Below are 21,908 nucleotides of genomic sequence, written 5' to 3'. Positions count from 1 at the left end.
GCGAAGTCTTACTTAACCATCTCTTTTTCGATCAGTTGAATCAGGATGTGGATCACTTTGATGTGAATTTCCTGAATACGGTCAGCATAACCGAAGTGCGGAACGCGAATTTCGACATCCGCTGTACCGTCCATCTTACCGCCATCTTTACCGGTCAGGGTGATGACTTTCATCCCTTTTTCACGCGCGGCGGCGATCGCTTTGATCACGTTGCCGGAGTTGCCGGAGGTAGAAATCCCCAGCAGCACGTCGCCTTCACGGCCTACCGCTTCAACGTAGCGGGAGAAGATGTGGTCGTAACCGAAGTCGTTGCCTACGCAGGAGATGTGGCTCACGTCGGAAATCGCAATCGCCGGGTAGCCCGGGCGGTTTTCGCGATAGCGTCCGGTCAGCTCTTCTGCGAAGTGCATAGCGTCACAGTGGGAACCGCCGTTACCGCAGGAGAGCACTTTGCCACCGGCTTTGAAGCTGTCGGCCAGCAGGACCGCTGCGCGCTGAATAGCGTGAATATTGGCATCATCTTTCAGAAAGTTCGCCAGCGTTTCCGCCGCTTCGTTCAGTTCGTTACGAATAAGATCCTGGTACATGAGGATAATCCTTCAGTATTGATGAAATAACACAGTGGAGTGTACCGGATAGCGGGAAAAGCGAGAAGCTAAAGCCATGCGAATCGTCCGGCGTTTTGATTTTTCGTGCCGGCTAAAACACGAACAATGTGAACCAGGTTGTAATTATTTTGTAAACACATTGCTAAAGGAATTCACATCAACTACAACCATATCATCACAAGTGGTCAGACCTCCTACAAGCAAGGGAGCTTTTCTTTATGATGATTTTGAGCATTCTCGCAACCGTTGTTCTGCTCGGTGTGCTGTTCTATCACCGCGTTAGTTTATTCCTGAGCAGCCTGATTCTTCTGGCCTGGACGGCCGCGCTTGGCGTCGCAGGCCTCTGGAACATCTGGCTTTTAGTCCCTCTTGCCATCATCCTTCTGCCGTTTAATCTGGCACCAATGCGTAAATCAATGATCTCTGCGCCGGTGTTCAAAGGCTTCCGCAAAGTGATGCCGCCAATGTCGCGTACCGAGAAAGAAGCGATTGACGCGGGCACCACCTGGTGGGAAGGCGATCTATTCCAGGGCAACCCGGACTGGAAAAAGCTGCATAACTATCCGCAGCCGCGCCTGACCGCTGAAGAACAGGCCTTTATTGACGGCCCGGTGGAAGAAGCGTGCCGTATGGCGAACGACTTTGCCATTACCCATGAAATGGCCGACCTGCCGCCCGAGCTGTGGGCGTATCTGAAAGAACATCGCTTCTTCGCGATGATCATCAAGAAAGAGTACGGCGGTCTGGAGTTCTCTGCTTACGCTCAGGCTCGCGTCCTGCAAAAGCTGGCGGGCGTCTCCGGGATCCTGGCGATTACCGTTGGCGTGCCTAACTCCTTAGGACCGGGCGAACTGCTGCAGCATTACGGTACTGAAGAGCAGAAAGATCACTACCTGCCGCGTCTGGCACGCGGTCAGGAGATCCCTTGCTTCGCGCTGACCAGCCCGGAAGCCGGCTCCGATGCGGGCGCGATCCCGGATACCGGCGTGGTCTGCATGGGCGAATGGCAGGGCGAACAGGTACTGGGCATGCGCCTGACCTGGAACAAGCGTTATATCACCCTGGCGCCTATCGCCACCGTGCTGGGTCTGGCCTTTAAGCTCTCTGACCCTGAAAAACTTCTGGGCGGTGAAGAAGATCTGGGCATTACCTGTGCGCTGATCCCAACCTCTACCCCTGGCGTTGAAATTGGTCGTCGTCACTTCCCGCTGAACGTGCCGTTCCAGAACGGTCCAACCCGCGGACAGGATATTTTTGTGCCGATTGACTACATCATCGGCGGTCCGAAAATGGCCGGTCAGGGCTGGCGTATGCTGGTGGAATGTCTGTCTGTGGGCCGCGGCATTACCCTGCCGTCGAACTCAACCGGCGGTCTGAAGTCGGTCGCGATGGGGATTGGTGCGTACGCTCACATCCGCCGTCAGTTCAAAATCTCCATCGGCAAGATGGAAGGTATCGAAGAGCCGCTGGCGCGTATCGCGGGTAACGCCTACGTGATGGATGCCGCTGCTTCTCTGATTACCTACGGCATCATGCTGGGCGAAAAACCGGCTGTGCTGTCCGCGATTGTGAAGTACCACTGTACCCACCGCGCGCAGCAGTCGATCATTGACGCAATGGATATCGCAGGCGGTAAAGGCATTATGCTCGGCGAAGGCAACTTCCTGGCGCGCGGCTATCAGGGCGCACCGATTGCCATCACCGTGGAAGGGGCAAACATCCTGACCCGCAGCATGATGATCTTCGGTCAGGGCGCAATTCGCTGCCATCCGTACGTGCTGGAAGAGATGGCCGCCGCGCAGAACAACGACGTGGATGCTTTCGATAAGCTGCTGTTCAAACATATCGGTCACGTGGGCAGCAACAAGGTGCGCAGCTTCTGGCTGGGCCTGACGCGCGGTCTTACCAGCGCGACGCCGACCGGCGATGCCACCAAACGTTATTATCAGCATCTGAATCGACTGAGCGCCAACCTGGCTCTGCTGTCAGATGTTTCCATGGCGGTGCTGGGCGGTAGCCTGAAGCGTCGCGAGCGTATCTCCGCTCGTCTGGGTGATGTGCTGAGCCAGATCTTCCTGGCCTCTGCGGTCCTGAAGCGCTACGACGACGAAGGCCGTCAGGAAGCGGATCTGCCGCTGGTGCACTGGGGCGTTCAGGATGCGATGTATCAGGCTGAACAGGCGATTGACGACCTGCTGGCGAACTTCCCGAACCGCTTCGTGGCGGGCGCTCTGCGCGCGGTGATCTTCCCGACCGGTCGTCACCACCTGGCGCCGTCCGACAAGCTGGACCACAAGGTGGCGAAGATCCTGCAGGTACCGAGCGCAACCCGCTCCCGTATCGGTCGTGGTCAGTATCTGACGCCGACGCCGCATAACCCGGTGGGTCTGCTGGAAGAGGCGCTGCTGGACGTGATGGCTGCCGATCCGATTCACCAGAAGATCTGTAAACAGCTGGGCAAAAACCTGCCGTTTACCCGTCTGGACGAACTGGCAAAACAGGCGCTCGCCGGTGGCATTATCAATAAAGATGAAGCCGCTCTGCTGGTGAAAGCCGAAGAGAGCCGTCTGCGCAGTATTAACGTGGATGATTTCGAGCCGGACGAGCTGGCAACGCAGCCGGTAAAGCTGCCGGAGAAGCACCGCAAGCCTGAAGCCGCGTAACGCGTTTCGCTCTGACAAACCCCGCCCTGAGCGGGGTTTTTTATTGCCACATTTTCTCGTAATGACGTGCTACAGTGTCAAAAAGCGGTCTTTTGAGGAGTCTGTATCGTGCCTGGTTTGAAGATTTCGATTTTGCAGCAACCTTTAGTGTGGATGGATGGCCCCGCCAACCTGCGCCACTTTGATCGTCAACTGGAAGAGATTACCGGGCGTGATGTGATTGTCCTGCCGGAGATGTTCACGACCGGCTTCGCCATGGAAGCGGCACAACAGTCAATGCCGCAGGATGAGGTAGTGGCCTGGATGCATGCCAAAGCGCAGCAGACCAACGCGCTGATTGCGGGCAGCGCTGCGCTGCAAACGGAGCGCGGGCCGGTGAACCGCTTCCTGCTGGTGGAGCCGGAAGGGAAAGTGCATTTTTACGATAAGCGCCACCTGTTCCGCATGGCGGATGAGCATCATCACTATGAAGCGGGTCACGAGCGCGTGGTGTTCGAGTGGCGCGGCTGGCGTATTCTGCCGCTGGTCTGCTACGACCTGCGCTTCCCGGTGTGGTCGCGCAACCGCAACGATTACGACCTGGCGCTGTATGTCGCCAACTGGCCTGCGCCGCGTTCCCTGCACTGGCAGTCGCTGCTGGTAGCGCGCGCGATTGAGAACCAGGCGTACGTGGTGGGCTGTAACCGCGTGGGAACGGACGGCAACGGACATCACTACCGCGGCGACAGCCGGGTGGTGAATCCGCAGGGCGAGATAATTGCCACCGCCGAGCCGCATCAGGCGACGCGCATTGATGCCGAGCTGTCCTTGACGGCGCTGAAGGAATACCGGGAGAAGTTTCCGGCGTGGCAGGATGCGGATCCGTTTAGCATTGGGTGAAAAAAAGCCGGGTGGCGGCTACGCCTTACCCGGCCTACAAAAGCACAGCGCAGCGCCACCGGGCGTTAATTAACTCACCAGCGCCTGCCCGTCTTTGCGGCTCTCCGTCGCGGCCACGTAGTGCCCTTCCGGCAGGCGGTAAATTACCTGCGCCCCACCAAAGTTGTAATCCTGAAGCGGATCTTCCACCACGATCTGATGCCCGCGCTCGCGCAGCGCGGCGATGGTATTGCGATCGAACGTCGATTCAACGATCACCTCCCTGCCCTGCACCACGCGCCAGCGCGGGGCGTCGATCGCAGCCTGCGGGTTTTGCCCGTGCAGCATAATGCGCAGCGCCATCTGCATGTGCCCCTGCGCCTGCATCGGGCCGCCCATCACGCCAAAGGACATCAGCGGCTGACCGTTGCCGTCCATCGCAAAGCCCGGAATGATGGTGTGGAACGGACGCTTGCTGCCCGCCAGCGCGTTCGGATGATTGGGATCCAGCACAAACCCGCAGCCCCGGTTTTGCAGGCTGATCCCCGTATCCGGCACCACGATGCCTGAACCGAACCCCATATAATTGGACTGAATAAACGAGACCATCATCCCGCTGGCGTCGGCGGTGCTGATGTAGACCGTGCCGCTCTGCGTCGGGGAACCGTAGACAAAATCAGAAGCCTTATCGTGATCGATAAGCGCCGCGCGCGACTTCAGATAAGGGTCGCTCAGCAGCTCTTTTGCCGCGAACGCCATGTGTTCTTCATCCGCCACGTAGCGGTCGAGATCCGCCAGCGCCAGCTTCATCGCCTCGATGGACAGGTGCAGGGACTGCACGGAATCCGGGTGATGCTTCTCAATGCCGCACTGCTCCAGAATGCCGAGCGCAATCAGCGTGGCGATCCCCTGGCCGTTTGGCGGTAGCTCCTGCACCGAACCGCCCGCGAAGTCCCGCGACAGCAGCTCTACCCAGTCCACGCGATGGTTTGCCAGATCTTCAGCCGTCAGGTGCGCGCCGTGTTCTTTGGCAAAAGCAGCGATTTTCTGCGCCAGCTCGCCGCGGTAAAAAGCGTCGCCATTGGTGCGGGCAATCAGCTCCAGCGAGTTCGCCTGCGCCGGGTTACGGAAGATCTCCCCCACGCGCGGGGCGCGGCCTTCCGGTGCGAAGCAGGCGCTAAAGCCCGGCTGATCTTTCAGCTTGCTATAGCCGCGCTGCCAGAGATGGCCGATCAGCGGGGAGACCGGGAAACCGTTGCGCGCGTAGTCAATGGCAGGCTGCGCCAGCGTGGTCAGCGGCAGCGTGCCGAAGCGTTCCGCCAGCGCCACCCAGCCGGATACCGCACCCGGCACGGTCACCGCGTCCCAGCCAATTTCCGGCACCGCCGTTTTACCGGCAAACAGATCCGCATGCCAGCTGGCCGGCGAGCGACCGGACGCGTTGAGGCCGTGCAGCTTTTCGCCGTCCCAGACGATGGCAAAGGCATCGCTGCCAATCCCGTTGCCGGTCGGCTCAACCACCGTCAGCGCCATTGCGGTGGCAATGGCCGCATCCACGGCATTGCCTCCCAGCTGCAGCATCTTCATTCCCGCCTGTGCCGCCAGCGGCTGTGAGGTCGCCACGGCGTTATAGCCCATCATCGGCGGGCGGCGTGAATCATAACCGGACGTAAAATCAAGCGCTTTGGTCATCATGACTCCTTAGTCGTGGCGCGGATCGAGCGCATCGCGCAGCCCGTCGCCGAGTAAATTAAAGCCCTGCACGGCGAGGAAAATCGCCACGCCGGGGAACACGGACATCCACGGCGCCTGCTCAAGAAACCCTTTCGCGGTGTTGAGCATGGAGCCCCAGGACGGATTGGGCGGCTGCTGCCCCAGCCCCAAAAACGACAGGCTGGCTTCGGCGATAATCGCCGAGGCAATCGCCAGCGTGGCCTGGACCAGGATCGGCGACATCACGTTTGGCAGGACGTATTTGATGATGATCCAGCGATCCGGCAGGCCAATAGCCCGCGCGCCGTCGATGTACTCTTCGTTGCGAATGGCGATCACCTGCCCGCGCGTCAGGCGGGCGAAGATCGGCATCGCCGAAAGACCGATGGCGATCATCGCGTTGGTCAGGCTCGGGCCCAAAAACGCTCCCAGCGCGATCGCCATGATCAGGAACGGACAGGCCAGCAGCGCCTCAATAAACCGCGAGATCACCCCGTCCCACATCTTCTGGAAGTAGCCCGCCACCAGCCCCAGCGGCACGCCGATGACCACCGCGATAACGACCGACATACAGCCCGCCATCAGCGAGGTGCGAGCCCCCCAGATAATGCGGGATAAAATGTCGCGCCCCAGCTCGTCGGTGCCGAACCAGTACATCGCCGACGGCGCTTTTCTCACTGCCAGGAAGTTGGCTTTCACCGGGTCGAACGGGGCGATCCACGGCGCCAGCAGCGCCACCAGCACGAAGAACCCCACCACCACCGCGCCAATGACCGCGCTTTTATTGCCGAGGAATTTCTTCAGCACGCGGTTCTGCGCGCGCGGCAGCGCGGGCGTAACGGTTTGCGTCGTCAGTTCCGCCATGGTTAACCTCGCATTTTCGGGTTGATAAGGACGTAGAGCACGTCGGCCAGCAGGTTGAGCATCAGGAAGCCAATCGCCACGATCAGCACCACGCCCTGCACCACCGCGTAGTCACGGTTGAATACCGAGTCGACGATCATCTTGCCGAAGCCCGGAATGGTGAAGACCTGCTCGGTCAGCACCGCCCCGCCCAGCAGCTCGCCGAACAGCAGCGTGGTGAGGGTGATCACCGGCACCAGCGCGTTGCGAAACGCGTGCTTCAGGATCACCGCCTTCGGCAGCAGCCCCTTTGCCCGCGCGGTGCGGATGTAATCCGCCTTCAGGACCGCAATCATCGACGCGCGGGTATGGCGCATCAGCGTTGCCGCGAGGCCCGTTCCGAGCACGGACGCGGGCAGCAGCAGCGTGCGCAGGTTCTGGATCGGATCTTCACTGAACGGCACGTAGCCGGAGGCGGGCAGCCACTGCAGGTTCACCGAAAAGACCAGAATCAGCAGGATCCCCAGCCAGAAGTGCGGGATCGAGATCCCCGAGATCGCCACGAAGTTCGCCCCGTGATCGACCCAGCTGTTTTTGTTCACCGCCGCGAGGATCCCCATGCTGATGCCAAACACCAGCGCGATAATCATCGCCAGCAGCGACAGCTCCAGCGTGACCGGCAGCTTGCTGGCAATCAGCTGCGTCACCGGTTCGTGCGTGCGTAAGGAGACGCCCAGATCGCCCTGCAGCGCGCGCGTCAGCCAGTGGAAATACTGCACGGGGATCGGTGCATCAAGGTTCAGCTCCGCGCGCAGCTGGGCGATGACCGCCGGATCGCGCTCCTCGCCTGCCATGGCGATCAGCGGGTCGCCGGGCAGCAGCTTTTGCAGCCCGAAGACCATCATGCTCACCAGCAATAGCGTCGGGACGGCCAGCAGCAGACGTTTGCAAATCAGTTCCAGCATGGGTTCTCCTCAGGACGTTTATTTCGCCAGCGTCAAACCCGCCAGACGCACGATGCCGTCCGGGTACGGCTTAAAGCCCTGCACGCTTTTGTTCAGGCCGAAAATGCGCGGCTCGAAGTAGAGGTAGGCAATCGGCATGTCGGTTTGCAGCTGTTTCACCACCTTGTCGTACAGCGGCTGGCGTGCGGCCTGATCGGTGCTCTGGCGCGCCTGGGTCAGCCATTCGTCAACCTGCGCGTTGCTGTAGCGGCCGTCGTTAAGGGTGCCTTTGCTGTTGATAAAGCCGTAGATGCTGCCGTCCGGATCCGGGCGACCCGACCAGCCGGAGAAGCTCAGCTGATAGTCGCCGCTCTGCTGGCGATCGAGCAGCGTGGCGAATTCGGTCATCTGCAGGTTCAGGTTAAATCCGGCCTCAGCGACCATCGCCTGCAGCACCTGCCCCACCTGCTGCGAGGTTGGGTTGTTCGGCACCAGCAGGTTGACGGTCAGCGGCGCGGTGACGCCTGCCGCTTTCAGCAGCGCTTTGGCTTTGTCGACGTCACGCGGCGGGACCGGCAGGTTAACGTGATACGGGCTGACCGGTGAAAACGCTTGGTTGGCCGGGGTGTAGAGTCCTTCAAAGACCACCTGGTTTAACGCATCGCGGTCGATAGCCTGAGAAAACGCCTCGCGCACGCGGGCGTCCTTGAACGGATCGTTCGCCGGCACCTTGCCGTTGTTGATGTTGAAGGTGATGCCCTGATAGCCCAGGCCGGTTACCTTCGCCAGCGCCAGCTTGCTGTCGGCTTCGACGGTTTTAACGTCGCTGGCGGCGATGCCTTCGGTCAGGTCAAGATCGCCCGCGCGCAGGTTCGCGAGGCGCACGGAGGCATCCGGGATCGGCAGATAGATGATTTTGTCGAAGTGGTAGGCGTCTTTGTTCCAGTAGTTGTCGAAGCGGGTCAGAACGATGCGGTCCTGGGACACGCGGCTGTCGAATTTGTACGGGCCGGAGCAGACCGGATGGGCGGCAAAGTCAGGCTTTTTCGCCGCCTCCGGGGCCATCATTGCGCCCGCGCGGTCGGTGAGCTGCATCAGCAGCGCGGCATCGGGCGTTTTCAGGTGCAGCGCAATCTGCATCGGGCCGGTGACCTCGACCGATTCAACGGAGGAGATCTCGCTCTTACGCAGGGAGCCTTTCAGGGTCAGGGCGCGGTCGAGGTTGTATTTTGCCGCGGCGGCATCGAATTTCTCACCGTCGTGGAAGGTGACGCCTTCGCGCAGATTGAGCGTCAGGGTTTTACCGTCCTCACTCCACGCCCAGTCTTTAGCCAGCCCGGGGACGACCTTCAGGTTTTCATCCACGTCCACCAGCCTGTCGCACAGGGAGGCAAACACGAAGCGGCCATAGTAGGTGCGCGCCAGATGCGGGTCGAGCATGTCCGGGTCAGCGCCCAGGCCGATTCGCAGCACGCTTTCAGAATGGGCGGGCAGCGCCGCGCCAAGCAACATAACACTTCCCAGTACGGTCAAAAGAGAATTACGCATTGTCATTATCATGAGTTCCTTGAAGGAAGGGACGAGTGAGTGGCCGCGTGTTCAAACAGCGCGCGGCGGCGCAGAAAAGCGGCGGATGGCGGCGCTATCTGGATAACGCCGCGATCTCGATTGATCTCCTGCCAGCGATGACAGGCAACCTGACGCCCGCCGTCGAGCACCTGATTGATCGGCTCGACCTGGCGGCATTCATCGGTGACGTACGGACAGCGGGTGTGGAAACGGCAGCCGGACGGCGGGCTGGCCGGGTTGGGCAGATCCCCCTGCAGCAGCGGCGCATCTCGCTCAACGCCCGGCTGCATCTGCGGCGCCGAGGCGATCAGCGCCTGGGTATAGGGGTGCAGCGGCGCGTCAAAAATCTCATCCACGGTGGCAAGCTCGACGATTTGCCCGAGGTACATGACCGCCACGCGGTCGCTCATATGGCGGATTACCGCCAGACCGTGGGCGACAATCACCATCGTCAGACCAAGCTGGTGCTTCAGGCTTTCCAGCAGGTTGACCACCTGCGCCTGGACGGACACGTCCAGCGCGGATACCGGCTCATCCCCCAGCAGCAGCTTCGGCCCTGAAGCCAGCGCGCGCGCAATGCCGATACGCTGGCGCTGTCCGCCGGAAAATTCGTGCGGATAGCGTCCGGCCCAGGCGGCAGGGAGGCCAACGGTTTTAAGCAGCTCGGCAACGCGGTACTGACGGTCCGCTTTTTTCATGTTCTGATGCAGCCACAGCGGCTCCCCGACGATCTGCTCCACCGTCATGCGCGGGTTCAGCGAGGCGAAGGGATCCTGGAAGATAATCTGCAGCTCGCGCCGGAGCTGGTTCAGGCGGGCACCGGAGGCGTCGGTGATCTCCTCCCCCTGGTAAAACACACGCCCTTCGCTGGCGGCCAGCAGGCGCAGCAGCAGGCGGCCGAGCGTAGATTTTCCGGAACCGGACTCGCCGACAATTGCCAGCGTTTCGCCCGGCATCACGGCAAGCGAAACGCGATCGACCGCCGTGACAAACCGTGCCGGAGTAAAGAGTTTTTTCGGGCCGGGGAAAAGCTTGCTGAGGTCACGGGCTTCAAGAATGGGCGTGGTCATGCGATTTCTCCCAGGGCAATGTGCTGTTCGAGCGGCACGCGGAAGCAGGCGACCTGATGGCCCGCGCCGAGCGTGGCGAGCTGCGGTTTTTCATCATGGCAGCGCGACTGCGCAAACGGACAGCGGGTGGCAAAACGGCAGCCTTTCGGCATGGATTCCGGGAGCGGGACCGATCCGGGAATGGTGGAGAGCTGGCCCTTGCGTGCGCCAAGAGAAGGAATCGAGCCCATCAGACCGATGGTGTAAGGGTGCTGCGGGTCGGCAAAGATGGCCTCCACGCTGCCCTGCTCCACCACCTGCCCGGCATACATCACGGCGACCTGCTGGGCGACCTCCGCCACGACGCCTAAATCGTGGGTAATCATCAGCACCGCCGTGCCGGTTTCCTCTTTTAAGGTGTTGAGCAAGGCGAGGATTTGCGCCTGGATGGTGACGTCGAGCGCAGTGGTCGGCTCGTCGGCAATCAGCAGTTTGGGATGGTTAATCAGCGCCATCGCAATCATCACGCGCTGGCGCATGCCGCCGGAAAGCTGGTGGGGATACGCTTTCAGGCGCATCTCTGCCGCCGGGATCTGTACCTTCTCGAGGATCCGCAGCGCGACCTTCATCGCCTCTGCGCGCGAGACGTTCTGGTGTCGCATAACCGCTTCGCTAAGCTGATCGCCCAACGTGAACGCCGGATTGAGCGAGGTCATCGGCTCCTGGAAAATCATCGCCAGCTCGCTGCCGCGCAGATCGGCATATTCGCGCGGTGAGAGCTTTCGCAGGTCGTGGCGGCGAAACTGCATCTCACCGCTGACAATCTGCGCGCTGGCGGGCAGTAACCCCATCAGCGCCAGTGAAGTGATACTTTTCCCGCAGCCGGACTCCCCCACCAGCGCCAGCGTTTCGCCCGCCCTGACGGTCAGAGAAATACCATCAAGCACGCTAACCGGCGAGCCAGCAAACGTAACGTTGAGGTTTTGCACTCGCAATACGGGCGTGGCGTCCTTAAAGGGTATTGTCGTCATGGCGTGAAGTCGTCCTCGAGGTGGATCGCCTGAATCAGGGCGGTTTGCAGGCTGAGCAGGTGTTCGCGCATGGCGGCCGCGGCTTCATTAGGCTGGCGATGGATAATCGCAGACATGATCTTATGGTGGTGGTCGTTATAGCTGTCGACACGTTCGGGGGTGCGTGCCAGCTCGCGCAGATGCTGCCAGCCCGGTTCACGCCGCACGGCATCAATGGCATCAAACAGGCCGAGCATCAGACGGTTGCCCGCCGCCTCGGCAATAGCCCGGTGAAAGGCGCTATCCCAGAGTTCGTTGAGATCGCGGTCATCCGGGCTGACCTTATCGATGCGTTCCAGCATGCGCTGCATGAGCGCGAGGTTTTCCCTGGTGGCACGCAGTGCCGCAAGCCGGGCTAAGCCGGGTTCGAGCTGTAGACGAGCTTCCATCACTTCCAGAAGGTTGGTCTGCTGAACCAATCCCTGAAGGGCCAGCGGTTCAACAGGTGCCGCCGGGCCGATAAAGGTCCCTTTGCCCTGCTTACGCCAGATGCGCCCCTCTTCTTCCAGCACGTCCAGCGCACGACGCACTTCACGTCGTCCTACGCCGAGAGTGTCCGACAGCTCACGTTCCGTGGGCAGCGGTATGCCTGGTGTTGACTCATGCTGGTTGATAAGCCCGCGCAGCTGCTCAAGCGCGGTGCTGGAATTTGCCAGAAACCGTGACGGTTTTTCCATATTGGTTCGCTCACTTTCATCATTGCTTTATTTTTATTAACGATAAGTTATTGATATGGAATGAAGCTTATCGTGCTAATGATTAAGCAATAACCAAACCAATACTTAATTGGTTCGGTATTTTTTTGGAAAGCGGGAGATAACCAAATGATTCTGCGTGAATTATTTTTACAGAAAGACACATTCTGACTGAGGTCTGAAGAGAGGAGTGGTGGTGGAATGCACAATATCAGTGCAAATAACGCACTACATTCGTGCGATTGTTAAATAATTGCACTACAAACATTAACTTTTTGTTAACGATAGATGAGGAGATAGGATTACAGAATCCTGAAACGACGAAGGCCTGAATCATTTCTGATTCAGGCCTTCTGAATAGTGGCGGAACGGACGGGACTCGAACCCGCGACCCCCTGCGTGACAGGCAGGTATTCTAACCGACTGAACTACCGCTCCACTGTTCCCGTTTGGGGAACGAGGCGCATATTACGGTGCGCCTCCGATCTCGTCAACGCTTTTTCTCACGTTTTGAATCGTTTGCTGCAAAAATCGCCCAAACGATGATTTTACAGGCATTCCGGCGTTTTTTCAGGCGCGCCACATACAGCTGCCGCCCTTCTTCTGGACCAGATCAAGCCGGGATTCGTGGTTAAGGAGCTCTTCATTGCTGGCTAAAACAACCCGCAACCGGCTTGCCTGACGGACAACACGCTGAATGCCCGCTTCGCCTTGCGTCTGCTGGGATTCATTTTCCATACTGAACTTCATTGACGTCTGCCCGCCGGTCATCGTCAGATAGACATCCGCCAGGATCTGGGCATCGAGCAACGCCCCGTGGAGCGTTCGCTTGGTGTTGTCTATCTCGTAGCGCGAGCAGAGCGCATCAAGGCTGTTACGCTTGCCGGGAAACATCTTCCTTGCCAGCGCCAGGCTGTCCGTCACCTTACAGAAGGTGTTCGTCTTCGGGATATCACGATTAAGCTTGCTGAATTCATAATCCATAAAGCCGATATCGAACGATGCGTTATGGATGACAAGTTCGGCACCCTTGATATATTCCAGGAACTCGTCAGCCACATCAGCAAAAGTCGGCTTATCCAGCAAGAACTCATCGGCAATCCCGTGAACGCCGAACGCTTCCGGATCCACCAGCCGATCGGGTTTGAGGTAGACGTGGAAGTTGTTCCCCGTAAGACGACGGTTCACTACTTCAACGGCGCCGATCTCGATGATCTTATGCCCTTCGTAGTGCGCGCCGATCTGGTTCATACCGGTGGTTTCGGTATCGAGGACAATCTGGCGAGTAATTGCAGTGCTCATAGCGGTCATTTATGTCAGACTTATCGTTTAACTGAACGTTTCGAATACAGGAAGTCTACCAGAGATGCGTAAACAGGTAGAAATTTTCACCGATGGATCTTGTCTCGGTAACCCAGGACCCGGCGGCTACGGCGCGATTATGCGCTATCGCCAGCACGAAAAAACCTTTAGCGAAGGCTATTTTCTGACCACCAACAACCGAATGGAGTTGATGGCGGCCATCGTGGCGCTGGAGGCGTTAAAAGAACATTGTGACGTGGTGCTAAGCACCGACAGCCAGTACGTGCGTCAGGGGATCACCCAGTGGATCCACAACTGGAAAAAACGCGGCTGGAAAACTGCCGATAAGAAACCGGTCAAGAATGTCGATCTCTGGAAACGTCTTGATGCTGCGCTGGGCCAGCACCAGATTAAGTGGGAGTGGGTTAAAGGCCACGCAGGCCACCCGGAAAACGAACGCTGCGACGAACTGGCGCGCGCTGCGGCATCCAATCCCGCTCATGAAGATGCGGGCTATCAGCCCGACGCCTAATCGGTTTTTTTGTACTGCCGCGTGGCTCCCACGGTCTGGCGGATGGGCGTTTTCGACTTGCTCTGCTTCATAGGATTCAGCGTAAGGGGAATGGTTCGCTTACGCGCGACGATAAACTGCAAACAGCCCAACGCCGGGAGATGGGTGCTCAGTACTACGCCTCCCTGCCGCGCCCAGGGCAGCACCTGAAAACCGCCGTAGCAGAGCACTTCAAAGTTCAGCAGCGAAAGCCAGTCGAGCTGGCGCATCATGGTGAACATCCGGCTGTTATAAGGTGGAGTCCGGCGTAGCACCGGTACCAGCTTACGCAGGCCCATCAGGCTTAGCGGATTGAATCCGCTCAGTACCAGCCAGCCGTCATCAATCAGCACGCGATCGGCTTCGCGAAGCAGACGATGCGGGTCGCTGCACCAGGGCAGCGTGTGGGCGAGCAAACACGCATCGACGGATTTTTCCGCAAACGGCAGATGCAACGGGTCTGCTTTTACCTGAACCGGCGATCCGCCGAGAGAGACGTTGACCTGATGCGAGATAGCGCAGCTTTCGGTATTGATTTCCGCGCTGAGATTGCCAATCTTAAGCAGGTGAAAGCCATACATTTTCGCAAGCCAGGGCTTCAGCTGTTGTTCTAACGCTTCGCGATAGTATTCACCCCAGGGCAATTCCGCCCAACGTTCCGGTGCTGCGACAGTCTGAGGTATCCTTGCCGGTTTCATCAAAACACCCGCCACGCTATAAGAGGTAATGTATGAATCTTATCAGTATTCCAGCCTTTGAGGACAATTACATCTGGGTTTTGGTTGACGACGATCGTCGATGCGTCATTGTCGATCCCGGAGAATCGGACCCTGTTCTGCGCGCAATAAAAGAGAACGGCTGGCAGCCAGAAGCCATTCTGTTGACGCATCACCATCACGATCATACTGGCGGCGTGCCTGAACTGCGCGCCCATTTTCCGCATCTGGTGGTTTACGGACCGGCAGAGGCACAAGATAAGGGAATCACGCAAGTAGTCGAAGAAGGCGAAACTATCCTCATACGCGAGTGGGAGTTTTCCGTATTTGCTACACCAGGTCACACTTTGGGACATCTGTGTTTCTACAGTAAGCCTTATCTTTTTTGCGGCGATACGCTGTTCTCCGGCGGCTGCGGAAGACTGTTTGAAGGTACACCAGCTCAAATGTACCAGTCTTTACAGAAGATTAACGCACTGCCCGATGAAACAATCATTTGTTGCGCACATGAATATACATTAGGAAATATGAAGTTTTCTGTGAGCCTCTTACCCGAGGATCGAGCGATTCAGGATTATTATCACAAAGTGAAGGAGTTACGTGCAAAAAACCAAAAAACACTACCCGTAATTCTGAAAAACGAGCGCCAAATTAATTTATTTTTACGAACAGATGATATTGATTTAATTAATAAAATTAACCAAGAAACAAATTTGCAACAACCAGAACAGCGATTTACATGGTTAAGGTCAAAGAAAGATAACTTCAGATAATTGCGGGTTGCCTTTTCAAAATTTCGCCGTTATCATCGCTCGTCTTTTAAGCAACTATTGACACACACATGAAGGCAAAAGCGATATTACTCGCCTCTGTCCTGCTTGTAGGTTGCCAGTCTCAGAACGGCAGCAACGTACAACAGCACGCACAGAGCCTTTCTGCGGCTGGTCAAGGGGAAGCAGGGAAGTTTGCAAGTTCGGCGCGATGGATGGACGATGGAACATCATTCGCGCAGGATCAAGACTTGTGGACCTCTATTGGCGACGAGCTAAAGATGGGAATTCCGGAAAATACCCGGATTCGCGAACAGAAACAGAAGTATTTAAGTAATAAGAGCTATCTCCACGATGTAACTTTACGGGCAGAGCCGTATATGTACTGGATAGCCGGGCAAGTTAAGAAACGTAACATGCCTATGGAGCTGGTACTCCTACCCATAGTGGAGAGCGCTTTTGACCCACACGCGACGTCTGGCGCCAATGCCGCAGGCATTTGGCAGATCATTCCGAGCACCGGGCGAAACTATGGTCTGAAACAGACCCGCAACTATGATGCGCGTCGCGATGTTGTCGCTTCAACGACAGCCGCTCTCGACATGATGCAACGTCTGAACAAGATGTTTGACGGCGACTGGCTGTTAACGGTCGCAGCGTATAATAGTGGCGAAGGTCGTGTACTGAAGGCAATGAAAGCGAATAAAGCACGGGGTAAATCCACCGATTTTTGGTCGCTCTCACTGCCACAGGAAACAAAGATTTACGTACCGAAAATGCTGGCATTGAGCGATATTCTCAAGAACAGCAAGCGTTACGGTGTACAACTGCCAACACCAGACGAAAGTCGTGCACTGGCGCGTGTTCGCCTCAGCAATCCAGTTGATATTCAACAGGTCGCTGATATGACGGGTATGTCGGTAAGTAAATTGAAAACCTTTAATGCTGGCGTTAAGGGCTCAACCCTGGGGGCAAGTGGCCCGCAGTATGTAATGGTTCCGCAGAAACATGCTGATCAGTTACGTGAGTCTTTAGCTTCTGGTGAAATCGCCGCCGTTCAGTCAACGCTGATCGCGGATGCATCATCAGTTAACAGCCGCAGCTATAAGGTTCGTTCAGGTGATACGCTTTCGGGCATTGCGTCACGTCTTGGCGTGAATGCGAAAGATCTGCAGCAGTGGAATAATCTGCGCAGCTCCGGCTTGAAAGTGGGTCAGACTCTGACGGTAGGTGCAGGTAGCAGCGCACAGCGTCTCGCCAGCAACAGCGATAGCATTACCTATCGCGTGCGCAAGGGCGATTCACTGTCCAGTATCGCAAAACGACACGGCGTAAACATCAAGGATGTGATGCGCTGGAACAATGATACTGACAATCTGAAACCTGGCGACCAGCTGACGCTGTTTGTGAAGAACAGCGCCACGCCAGACTCCTGATAGCACGATCGAAAGATAAAAAGGCACCGATTCCCCTCGGTGCCTTTTTTGTTTATCCCGCTTTTTGGGCTTCAGCCATGATGGTATCGCTGGTAAACGAGCCATCGTCCTGCAGTTCAAAGTATGCCTTTACCTCCGCGGACGCACTCTCCTGATACAGCCTTATCGCCTGGCTTAATGCTTCCGGGGTGCGCATACGCGCGATCCACGAGCTGAACTCCAGCGGTAAGCGGTCCGTACTCAACGCGCGCGCGATCAGCCCCGCTTCAGTGATAAATGACAACCACTCTCCGCTGGCGTAGTTTTGCACGTGCGAGGTATCGCGCAGCGCTTCAACCGTCTGCAGCCAGATATTGCGCACCGGATGTCCAGGGGACATCACATCCATAATAATGAAGATGCCACCCGGCTTAAGAACACGTTTGACTTCGCGTAATGCCTGGCCGACATCATGCCAGTGGTGCGCGGAGTAACGGCTGATAACCACCTCAAACGACGCATCATCAAAAGGTAAGGATTCGGCGTAGCCCTGGCGCGTATCAATGTTGTCCAGCCCCTTCGCTTTCGCCGCCTCGGCAACGACGTCCAGCATCTGGCTGGATAAGTCATACGCGGTAACGTGCGCGACCTGCTGCGCAGCCGTAAAGCTTGCATGCCCTGCCCCGCAGCCTAAATCCAGCACGTGCGCCTGCGGGAACGCCGCCAGACGCTCGCCGAGACGCACCAGATCGCGGCCAGAAGCATGCACGGCGCTGCTCAGATAGGCACTTGCCTGAGAACCAAACTGTTTTTCTACGTTGTCATGATGGGAGCGTGTTGTTGTCATCGTACTGTCCTTTGTGAGTGAAAAATAAAGGGCAGCACCCGCGCAGGCCTGCCCCACGGCAGACCTGACACACCATTATTTATCAGGTTTGCCGGGACTGAATTCGACTAGTAGAGGGTTATGATCCGAGGCGCGCGTCACCAGAACAGAGGCGTCGTGCACGCTCAAACCACGATAGAAGACAAAATCGAGAGGACGACCAAAGGCCTTTTTGCGCTGGTCATCGCTAAAACGAACTTCACGCAGCGACATTTCGCGCGCAAAGCGATACAGCGCATTCATGCGCGGACGGCTCCAGGCATTGAAATCGCCTGCCATAATGATGGGGCCGCTGTGATGGGCAATCTGATCGCCAATCGGAAGTAACTGCTTACTGTAGACATCCACGCCCAGGCTGAAATTGACCGCATGGATGTTCACGACCATCAGCATTCGAGTATCCGGCAGCGGATAGACCGTCACCAGCGCCGATTTCGCCAGACGCAGAATAGGCTCACGCTCGCGCAGAGGACAGCAATAGACCGGATGTGCTGCTGAAAGTGTCATCACACCTGAAGGGTGTTGTGGCAGGACAAATGCAGGCACCTGGTCGGCGGCAAGATAGTTCGTGGTGGCAAATCGTACCAGCTCAGGGGTGGTTTGCGCCTCCTGGAGCAGAACCAGGTGGGCATCTTTTCCAAAATTTTTGAGTACCGATAACCACTCGGCACGCTGCTGCTTAAAGATATTCCACACCAGTACACGGATTTTCTCATCGCTGCTTAACGGTGTGCCGGCGGGTAATGCCTGGCTTATGCTCGCAAATGACCCCGGAGGCAAGATCCTCTCCGCGGGCATTCCGGCAACATAACGCATGGCATAGGTATTTTTTCGCACTTTTGGAAACAGCCTCTGTAACATGAACCAGCCCGGAAAAAGGACTGGTTCTAATGTTATAGGGACTTTAGGTCATACTTTCAACGCAATTTCTGAGAAACCGCTTCCCAGTTTTGTAAGCAAGCACTTACTGATGTTAACCCAGCGCGACGCGAGCAGGTTTATCAAGGCGCCCACTCAGGCCAATCAGCAGGAAGGCCACCAGGACAATCACCGCGCCAATCCACGGGGTCTGGGTTAATCCAACATGCGCTACGGTTTGTCCGCCAATGATGGAGCCCAGCGCGATGCCAATATTAAATGCGGCAATATTCAGACCCGATGCCACATCTACCGCATTTGGCGTATAGAGCTCGGCTTTCTGGACAACGTAAACCTGAAGCCCTGGCACATTACCAAAGGCAAAGATCCCCATAACCAGCACCGTGACCAGCGCGGCGTAGTGTACCGAAGCCGTGAACTGGAAAATCATCAGCAGAACAACCAGGGCAGCGAAGATGAATTTCAGCGCCGGTACGGCACCGTGCTTATCTGCAAGCTTGCCGCCCCAGATATTGCCAATGGCAACGGAAATACCGTATCCCAGCAAAATCCAGCTCACGGCATTAGGGGAAAAGCCCGCCAGGTCCTGCATCATCGGCGCCAGGAAGGTGAAGGCGGTGAATACGCCACCATAGCCCAGTGCCGTAACCGCGTAGATGATCAGCAAACGCGGATGCGTGAGCACCTTCAGCTGATCGCGCAGGCTCGCGCTCGCCCGGCCCGGAATATTCGACGGTACCAGCAGCAGGCTGGTCACCAGGGCGATGACACCCAGCAAGGAGACGGCAAGGAACGTTTCGCGCCAGCCGAAGTGTTGTCCGATAAACGTTCCCAACGGTACGCCCGTGACGAGTGCGACGGTCAGCCCACCAAACATGATCGCAATGGCTGAAGCCGCTTTCTCTTTGGGTACCAGGCTGGTTGCAATAGTGGAACCAATCGAGAAGAACACACCGTGTGCAAGGCCGGTCAACAGACGGGCAATCACCAGCGTGGTGTAGTCCGGCGCCTGCCAGGCCAGAATGTTGCCGGCGGTGAACAGCACCATCAGCGCGACTAACAGCTGCTTACGTGGGAAACGTCCGGTCAGGGCCGTCAGGACTGGCGCACCGACGGCGACGCCCAGGGCGTAAATAGACACCAACAGCCCGGCTGAAGGTAACGAGATCGCAAGCTGGTTAGCAATGGTAGGAACCAGTCCCACGATAACAAATTCGGTCGTGCCAATTGCAAAGGCACTGATCGTCAGGGCAAGTAGCGCCAGTGGCATAAAATACTCCGTATCATCAGGATTAAGATGACAGGCAGTATGCGCCAGTGCTTAAATAACAAAAATGGTCAAAATATCAATAGAATTTTGCAGGTGGTGCAACAATGAAAGCAACATCGGAAGAGCTGACAATCTTCGTCGCCGTCGTTGAAAGCGGCAGCTTTAGCCGCGCGGCCGAACAGCTGGGACAGGCTAATTCGGCCATCAGCCGCTCGGTAAAAAAACTGGAGATGAAGCTTGGGGTGAGTCTGCTCAACCGAACGACGCGGCAGCTGAGCCTGACGGAAGAAGGAGAGCGTTATTTCCGCCGCGTGCAGTCGGTACTGCAGGAGATGGCCGCAGCGGAGACGGAGATTATGGAGACCCGCAGCACGCCGCGTGGATTGCTGCGCATTGATGCGGCCACGCCGGTGGTGCTTCACTTTCTGATGCCGCTGATCAAGCCTTTCCGCGAACGTTATCCGGAGATGACACTCTCTCTGGTCTCCTCAGAGACGTTTATCAACCTCATCGAGCGGAAAGTGGATGTGGCTATACGGGCAGGAACCCTGACAGATTCAAGCCTGCGTGCCCGCCCTCTGTTTGCCAGCTACCGCAAAATTATCGCATCACCAGACTATATTACTGAGCATGGTAAACCGGAGACGGTAGAAGAACTGAAGCAGCATCTGTGCCTTGGCTTTACGGAGCCTGTTTCGCTGAACACCTGGCCTGTCGCCTGTCATGATGGTCAACTTCATGAAATTACCTGCGGATTATCGTCTAACAGCGGGGAAACGCTGAAGCAGCTGTGCCTTACCGGTAATGGCATCGCCTGTTTGTCGGATTACATGATTGATAAAGAAATTGCGCGCGGTGAGCTCGTGGAGTTAATGGCCGATAAGCGTCTGCCGGTAGAGATGCCTTTTAGCGCGGTGTATTACAGTGACAGAGCGGTAAGCACGCGCATCCGGGCCTTTATTGACTTCCTGAGTGAACATATAAAAACAGCTCCCGAAGGAGCTGTGTGAGGGTTTAGAGTACAGAGGGGGGGTTAATATCAATCCCAGTCAGGCGCTAAGCCTTCCGGGCTAACCAGGCGATCGTTGCACTCCAGGGCTGCGATCGCTTTTTTATCGTCAGCATCCAGATGAAGATCCGTTGCTAACAGGTTGCTGGCCAAATTTTCACGCTTAGTTGATGATGGGATCACGGCATAACCTTCCCCGATTGCCCATGCCAGAATCACCTGCGCAGCAGTGGCGTTATGTTTCTCTGCGATACGCGTAATCACTTGATCTTTCAGTGCTTTACCGTAGGCCAGCGTCATGTATGAGGTGATGTGGATCCCGTGCTGTTTTGCCCAGTCCACGACTTTGCGGTTTTGCAGGTATGGAGACAGCTCAATCTGATTGGTCGCAATATTTTCTGCGCCAACAGCGGCAATGGCTTTTTCCATCAGCGGAATGGTGAAGTTGGAGATCCCAATTTCGCGGGTTAAGCCCTGCTTTTTCGCTTCCAGCAGCACCTGCATGAATTCTTCTACTGAGACAGCATCATTCGGTGATGGCCAGTGGATCAGAGTCAGATCTACGTAATCAGTACGCAGTTTTTTCAGGCTCTCTTTCAGGCTAGGGATCAGCTTATCTTTGCTGAGATTCTCAATCCAGATTTTCGTGGTGATAAACAGTTCGTTACGCGGCACACCGCTCTCTTCGAGGGCTTGTCCAACGGCAGCTTCGTTTTCATAGATCTGTGCCGTATCAACTGCACGATAGCCCAGTTCGAGTGCGGTTTTAACTGATGCGATAACAACGTCGTCTTTCAGGCGGAAGGTGCCCAGACCAAATGCAGGGAGAGTCATATAATCCTCGTTATTCATAATGTTTGTTAACTGAGGAGAATTATCGCAGCAGCGGTTATGAAGAAAAAGATCGCAAAACGCAGAGGATTTTTGCTGATTTAGCAATAATGAGGCAACAGATAAGAAAAAAGCCCTGAGCGTTAACTCAGGGCTTTTAATAAGTGGCGGAACGGACGGGACTCGAACCCGCGACCCCCTGCGTGACAGGCAGGTATTCTAACCGACTGAACTACCGCTCCACCGAAGACTGCTTGTAACCACCGGA

General features: G+C 56.8%; 20 protein-coding genes and 2 tRNA genes. 6 read left to right on the top strand and 16 right to left on the bottom strand.

Annotation, left to right across the window (positions count from 1 at the left end; all coding sequences use genetic code 11):
* Positions 1–8 precede the first annotated feature (8 nt).
* Complete coding sequence (gene lpcA, locus AB8846_RS22125; protein ID WP_010427884.1) at positions 9–587, bottom strand: D-sedoheptulose 7-phosphate isomerase; 579 nt, start codon at positions 585–587, stop codon at positions 9–11.
* 239 nt (positions 588–826) lie between these two features.
* On the opposite strand from lpcA, the gene fadE reads away from it, so the two are divergent.
* Both fadE and AB8846_RS22115 read left to right on the top strand, forming a co-directional pair.
* On the top strand, positions 827–3,271 hold the full coding sequence (gene fadE, locus AB8846_RS22120; RefSeq protein ID WP_029739697.1) for an acyl-CoA dehydrogenase FadE: 2,445 nt from the start codon (positions 827–829) through the stop codon (positions 3,269–3,271).
* A 108-nt stretch (positions 3,272–3,379) separates the two neighbouring features.
* On the top strand, positions 3,380–4,150 hold the full coding sequence (locus AB8846_RS22115) for an amidohydrolase (RefSeq protein WP_032661711.1): 771 nt from the start codon (positions 3,380–3,382) through the stop codon (positions 4,148–4,150).
* A gap of 69 nt (positions 4,151–4,219) precedes the next feature.
* Here the strand turns inward: AB8846_RS22115 and AB8846_RS22110 are convergent, their stop codons facing one another.
* The 9 genes from AB8846_RS22110 to dnaQ all read right to left on the bottom strand — a co-directional run bounded on the left by AB8846_RS22110 (position 4,220) and on the right by dnaQ (position 13,314).
* Positions 4,220–5,821, bottom strand: a complete 1,602-nt coding sequence (locus AB8846_RS22110; protein WP_331413269.1) for a gamma-glutamyltransferase family protein — start codon at positions 5,819–5,821, stop codon at positions 4,220–4,222.
* 9 nt (positions 5,822–5,830) lie between these two features.
* Positions 5,831–6,706, bottom strand: a complete 876-nt coding sequence (locus AB8846_RS22105) for an ABC transporter permease (protein ID WP_032639545.1) — start codon at positions 6,704–6,706, stop codon at positions 5,831–5,833.
* A gap of 2 nt (positions 6,707–6,708) precedes the next feature.
* A complete protein-coding gene (locus tag AB8846_RS22100) occupies positions 6,709–7,650 on the bottom strand; it encodes an ABC transporter permease (protein ID WP_015571382.1) in 942 nt (313 codons plus the stop codon).
* An 18-nt stretch (positions 7,651–7,668) separates the two neighbouring features.
* Complete coding sequence (locus tag AB8846_RS22095; protein WP_029739693.1) at positions 7,669–9,183, bottom strand: ABC transporter substrate-binding protein; 1,515 nt, start codon at positions 9,181–9,183, stop codon at positions 7,669–7,671.
* Positions 9,184–9,185: 2 nt separating this feature from the next.
* Positions 9,186–10,268 carry an ABC transporter ATP-binding protein gene (locus AB8846_RS22090; protein WP_032661721.1) on the bottom strand — a complete coding sequence of 361 codons (1,083 nt, stop codon included), beginning with the start codon at positions 10,266–10,268 and terminating at the stop codon, positions 9,186–9,188.
* Positions 10,265–11,278 carry an ABC transporter ATP-binding protein gene (locus tag AB8846_RS22085; protein WP_370733731.1) on the bottom strand — a complete coding sequence of 338 codons (1,014 nt, stop codon included), beginning with the start codon at positions 11,276–11,278 and terminating at the stop codon, positions 10,265–10,267. Before AB8846_RS22085 ends, AB8846_RS22090 begins: the two co-directional genes overlap by 4 nt.
* On the bottom strand, positions 11,275–11,994 hold the full coding sequence (locus tag AB8846_RS22080; protein WP_023334601.1) for a FadR/GntR family transcriptional regulator: 720 nt from the start codon (positions 11,992–11,994) through the stop codon (positions 11,275–11,277). The genes AB8846_RS22085 and AB8846_RS22080 overlap by 4 nt, the downstream gene beginning before the upstream one ends.
* Positions 11,995–12,373: 379 nt before the next feature.
* Positions 12,374–12,450: transfer RNA gene (locus AB8846_RS22075), tRNA-Asp, on the bottom strand.
* Positions 12,451–12,582: 132 nt separating this feature from the next.
* Complete coding sequence (dnaQ, locus tag AB8846_RS22070) at positions 12,583–13,314, bottom strand: DNA polymerase III subunit epsilon (RefSeq protein ID WP_370733730.1); 732 nt, start codon at positions 13,312–13,314, stop codon at positions 12,583–12,585.
* A 64-nt stretch (positions 13,315–13,378) separates the two neighbouring features.
* On the opposite strand from dnaQ, the gene rnhA reads away from it, so the two are divergent.
* Complete coding sequence (rnhA, locus tag AB8846_RS22065; protein WP_023310485.1) at positions 13,379–13,846, top strand: ribonuclease HI; 468 nt, start codon at positions 13,379–13,381, stop codon at positions 13,844–13,846.
* On the opposite strand, the gene AB8846_RS22060 is transcribed toward rnhA, so the two are convergent.
* A complete protein-coding gene (locus tag AB8846_RS22060) occupies positions 13,843–14,562 on the bottom strand; it encodes a class I SAM-dependent methyltransferase (protein ID WP_023310484.1) in 720 nt (239 codons plus the stop codon). The two genes, rnhA and AB8846_RS22060, sit on opposite strands and share 4 nt — an antisense overlap.
* A gap of 32 nt (positions 14,563–14,594) precedes the next feature.
* Between AB8846_RS22060 and gloB the strand changes: the two genes are divergently transcribed.
* Together gloB and mltD are read left to right on the top strand one after the other, a co-directional pair.
* On the top strand, positions 14,595–15,353 hold the full coding sequence (gene gloB, locus AB8846_RS22055) for a hydroxyacylglutathione hydrolase (protein ID WP_370733729.1): 759 nt from the start codon (positions 14,595–14,597) through the stop codon (positions 15,351–15,353).
* Positions 15,354–15,421: 68 nt separating this feature from the next.
* On the top strand, positions 15,422–16,786 hold the full coding sequence (mltD, locus tag AB8846_RS22050; protein ID WP_063145495.1) for a murein transglycosylase D: 1,365 nt from the start codon (positions 15,422–15,424) through the stop codon (positions 16,784–16,786).
* Positions 16,787–16,838: 52 nt separating this feature from the next.
* Here the strand turns inward: mltD and AB8846_RS22045 are convergent, their stop codons facing one another.
* From AB8846_RS22045 to AB8846_RS22035, 3 genes are all read right to left on the bottom strand, one after another.
* A complete protein-coding gene (locus AB8846_RS22045) occupies positions 16,839–17,612 on the bottom strand; it encodes a methyltransferase domain-containing protein (RefSeq protein ID WP_331413280.1) in 774 nt (257 codons plus the stop codon).
* 75 nt (positions 17,613–17,687) lie between these two features.
* Positions 17,688–18,488, bottom strand: a complete 801-nt coding sequence (locus AB8846_RS22040; protein ID WP_024909448.1) for an endonuclease/exonuclease/phosphatase family protein — start codon at positions 18,486–18,488, stop codon at positions 17,688–17,690.
* Between the two features lie 136 nt (positions 18,489–18,624).
* Positions 18,625–19,800 (bottom strand): MFS transporter, encoded by a 1,176-nt coding sequence (locus AB8846_RS22035; protein WP_148244842.1) that lies wholly within the window; start codon positions 19,798–19,800, stop codon positions 18,625–18,627.
* A gap of 104 nt (positions 19,801–19,904) precedes the next feature.
* On the opposite strand from AB8846_RS22035, the gene yafC reads away from it, so the two are divergent.
* Positions 19,905–20,810 (top strand): DNA-binding transcriptional regulator YafC, encoded by a 906-nt coding sequence (yafC, locus tag AB8846_RS22030; RefSeq protein WP_370733728.1) that lies wholly within the window; start codon positions 19,905–19,907, stop codon positions 20,808–20,810.
* A 29-nt stretch (positions 20,811–20,839) separates the two neighbouring features.
* Here the strand turns inward: yafC and dkgB are convergent, their stop codons facing one another.
* Positions 20,840–21,643, bottom strand: a complete 804-nt coding sequence (gene dkgB / locus AB8846_RS22025) for a 2,5-didehydrogluconate reductase DkgB (RefSeq protein WP_370733727.1) — start codon at positions 21,641–21,643, stop codon at positions 20,840–20,842.
* Positions 21,644–21,805: 162 nt separating this feature from the next.
* Positions 21,806–21,882 (bottom strand) — tRNA-Asp (locus AB8846_RS22020).
* Positions 21,883–21,908 lie beyond the last annotated feature (26 nt).

The organism is Enterobacter sp. KB-221C9, assembly GCF_041320715.1.
GTDB lineage: Bacteria > Pseudomonadota > Gammaproteobacteria > Enterobacterales > Enterobacteriaceae > Enterobacter > Enterobacter asburiae_D.
The sequence above is the reverse complement of the archived record's forward strand: the minus strand, read 5'-3'. Positions and strand labels throughout refer to the sequence as shown.

Excerpts from the sequence above, each read along its gene's own strand:
- AB8846_RS22110 (WP_331413269.1), bottom strand. The coding sequence starts at position 5,821 with ATGACCAAAGCGCTTGATTTTACGTCCGGTTATGATTCACGCCGCCCG.
- mltD (WP_063145495.1), top strand. The coding sequence starts at position 15,422 with ATGAAGGCAAAAGCGATATTACTCGCCTCTGTCCTGCTTGTAGGTTGC.
- AB8846_RS22090 (WP_032661721.1), bottom strand. The coding sequence starts at position 10,268 with ATGACCACGCCCATTCTTGAAGCCCGTGACCTCAGCAAGCTTTTCCCC.
- AB8846_RS22095 (WP_029739693.1), bottom strand. The coding sequence starts at position 9,183 with ATGACAATGCGTAATTCTCTTTTGACCGTACTGGGAAGTGTTATGTTG.
- dkgB (WP_370733727.1), bottom strand. The coding sequence starts at position 21,643 with ATGACTCTCCCTGCATTTGGTCTGGGCACCTTCCGCCTGAAAGACGAC.
- yafC (WP_370733728.1), top strand. The coding sequence starts at position 19,905 with ATGAAAGCAACATCGGAAGAGCTGACAATCTTCGTCGCCGTCGTTGAA.
- gloB (WP_370733729.1), top strand. The coding sequence starts at position 14,595 with ATGAATCTTATCAGTATTCCAGCCTTTGAGGACAATTACATCTGGGTT.
- AB8846_RS22080 (WP_023334601.1), bottom strand. The coding sequence starts at position 11,994 with ATGGAAAAACCGTCACGGTTTCTGGCAAATTCCAGCACCGCGCTTGAG.
- lpcA (WP_010427884.1), bottom strand. The coding sequence starts at position 587 with ATGTACCAGGATCTTATTCGTAACGAACTGAACGAAGCGGCGGAAACG.
- AB8846_RS22085 (WP_370733731.1), bottom strand. The coding sequence starts at position 11,278 with ATGACGACAATACCCTTTAAGGACGCCACGCCCGTATTGCGAGTGCAA.
- AB8846_RS22035 (WP_148244842.1), bottom strand. The coding sequence starts at position 19,800 with ATGCCACTGGCGCTACTTGCCCTGACGATCAGTGCCTTTGCAATTGGC.
- AB8846_RS22060 (WP_023310484.1), bottom strand. The coding sequence starts at position 14,562 with ATGAAACCGGCAAGGATACCTCAGACTGTCGCAGCACCGGAACGTTGG.
- fadE (WP_029739697.1), top strand. The coding sequence starts at position 827 with ATGATGATTTTGAGCATTCTCGCAACCGTTGTTCTGCTCGGTGTGCTG.
- AB8846_RS22100 (WP_015571382.1), bottom strand. The coding sequence starts at position 7,650 with ATGCTGGAACTGATTTGCAAACGTCTGCTGCTGGCCGTCCCGACGCTA.
- AB8846_RS22045 (WP_331413280.1), bottom strand. The coding sequence starts at position 17,612 with ATGACAACAACACGCTCCCATCATGACAACGTAGAAAAACAGTTTGGT.
- rnhA (WP_023310485.1), top strand. The coding sequence starts at position 13,379 with ATGCGTAAACAGGTAGAAATTTTCACCGATGGATCTTGTCTCGGTAAC.
- AB8846_RS22105 (WP_032639545.1), bottom strand. The coding sequence starts at position 6,706 with ATGGCGGAACTGACGACGCAAACCGTTACGCCCGCGCTGCCGCGCGCG.
- dnaQ (WP_370733730.1), bottom strand. The coding sequence starts at position 13,314 with ATGAGCACTGCAATTACTCGCCAGATTGTCCTCGATACCGAAACCACC.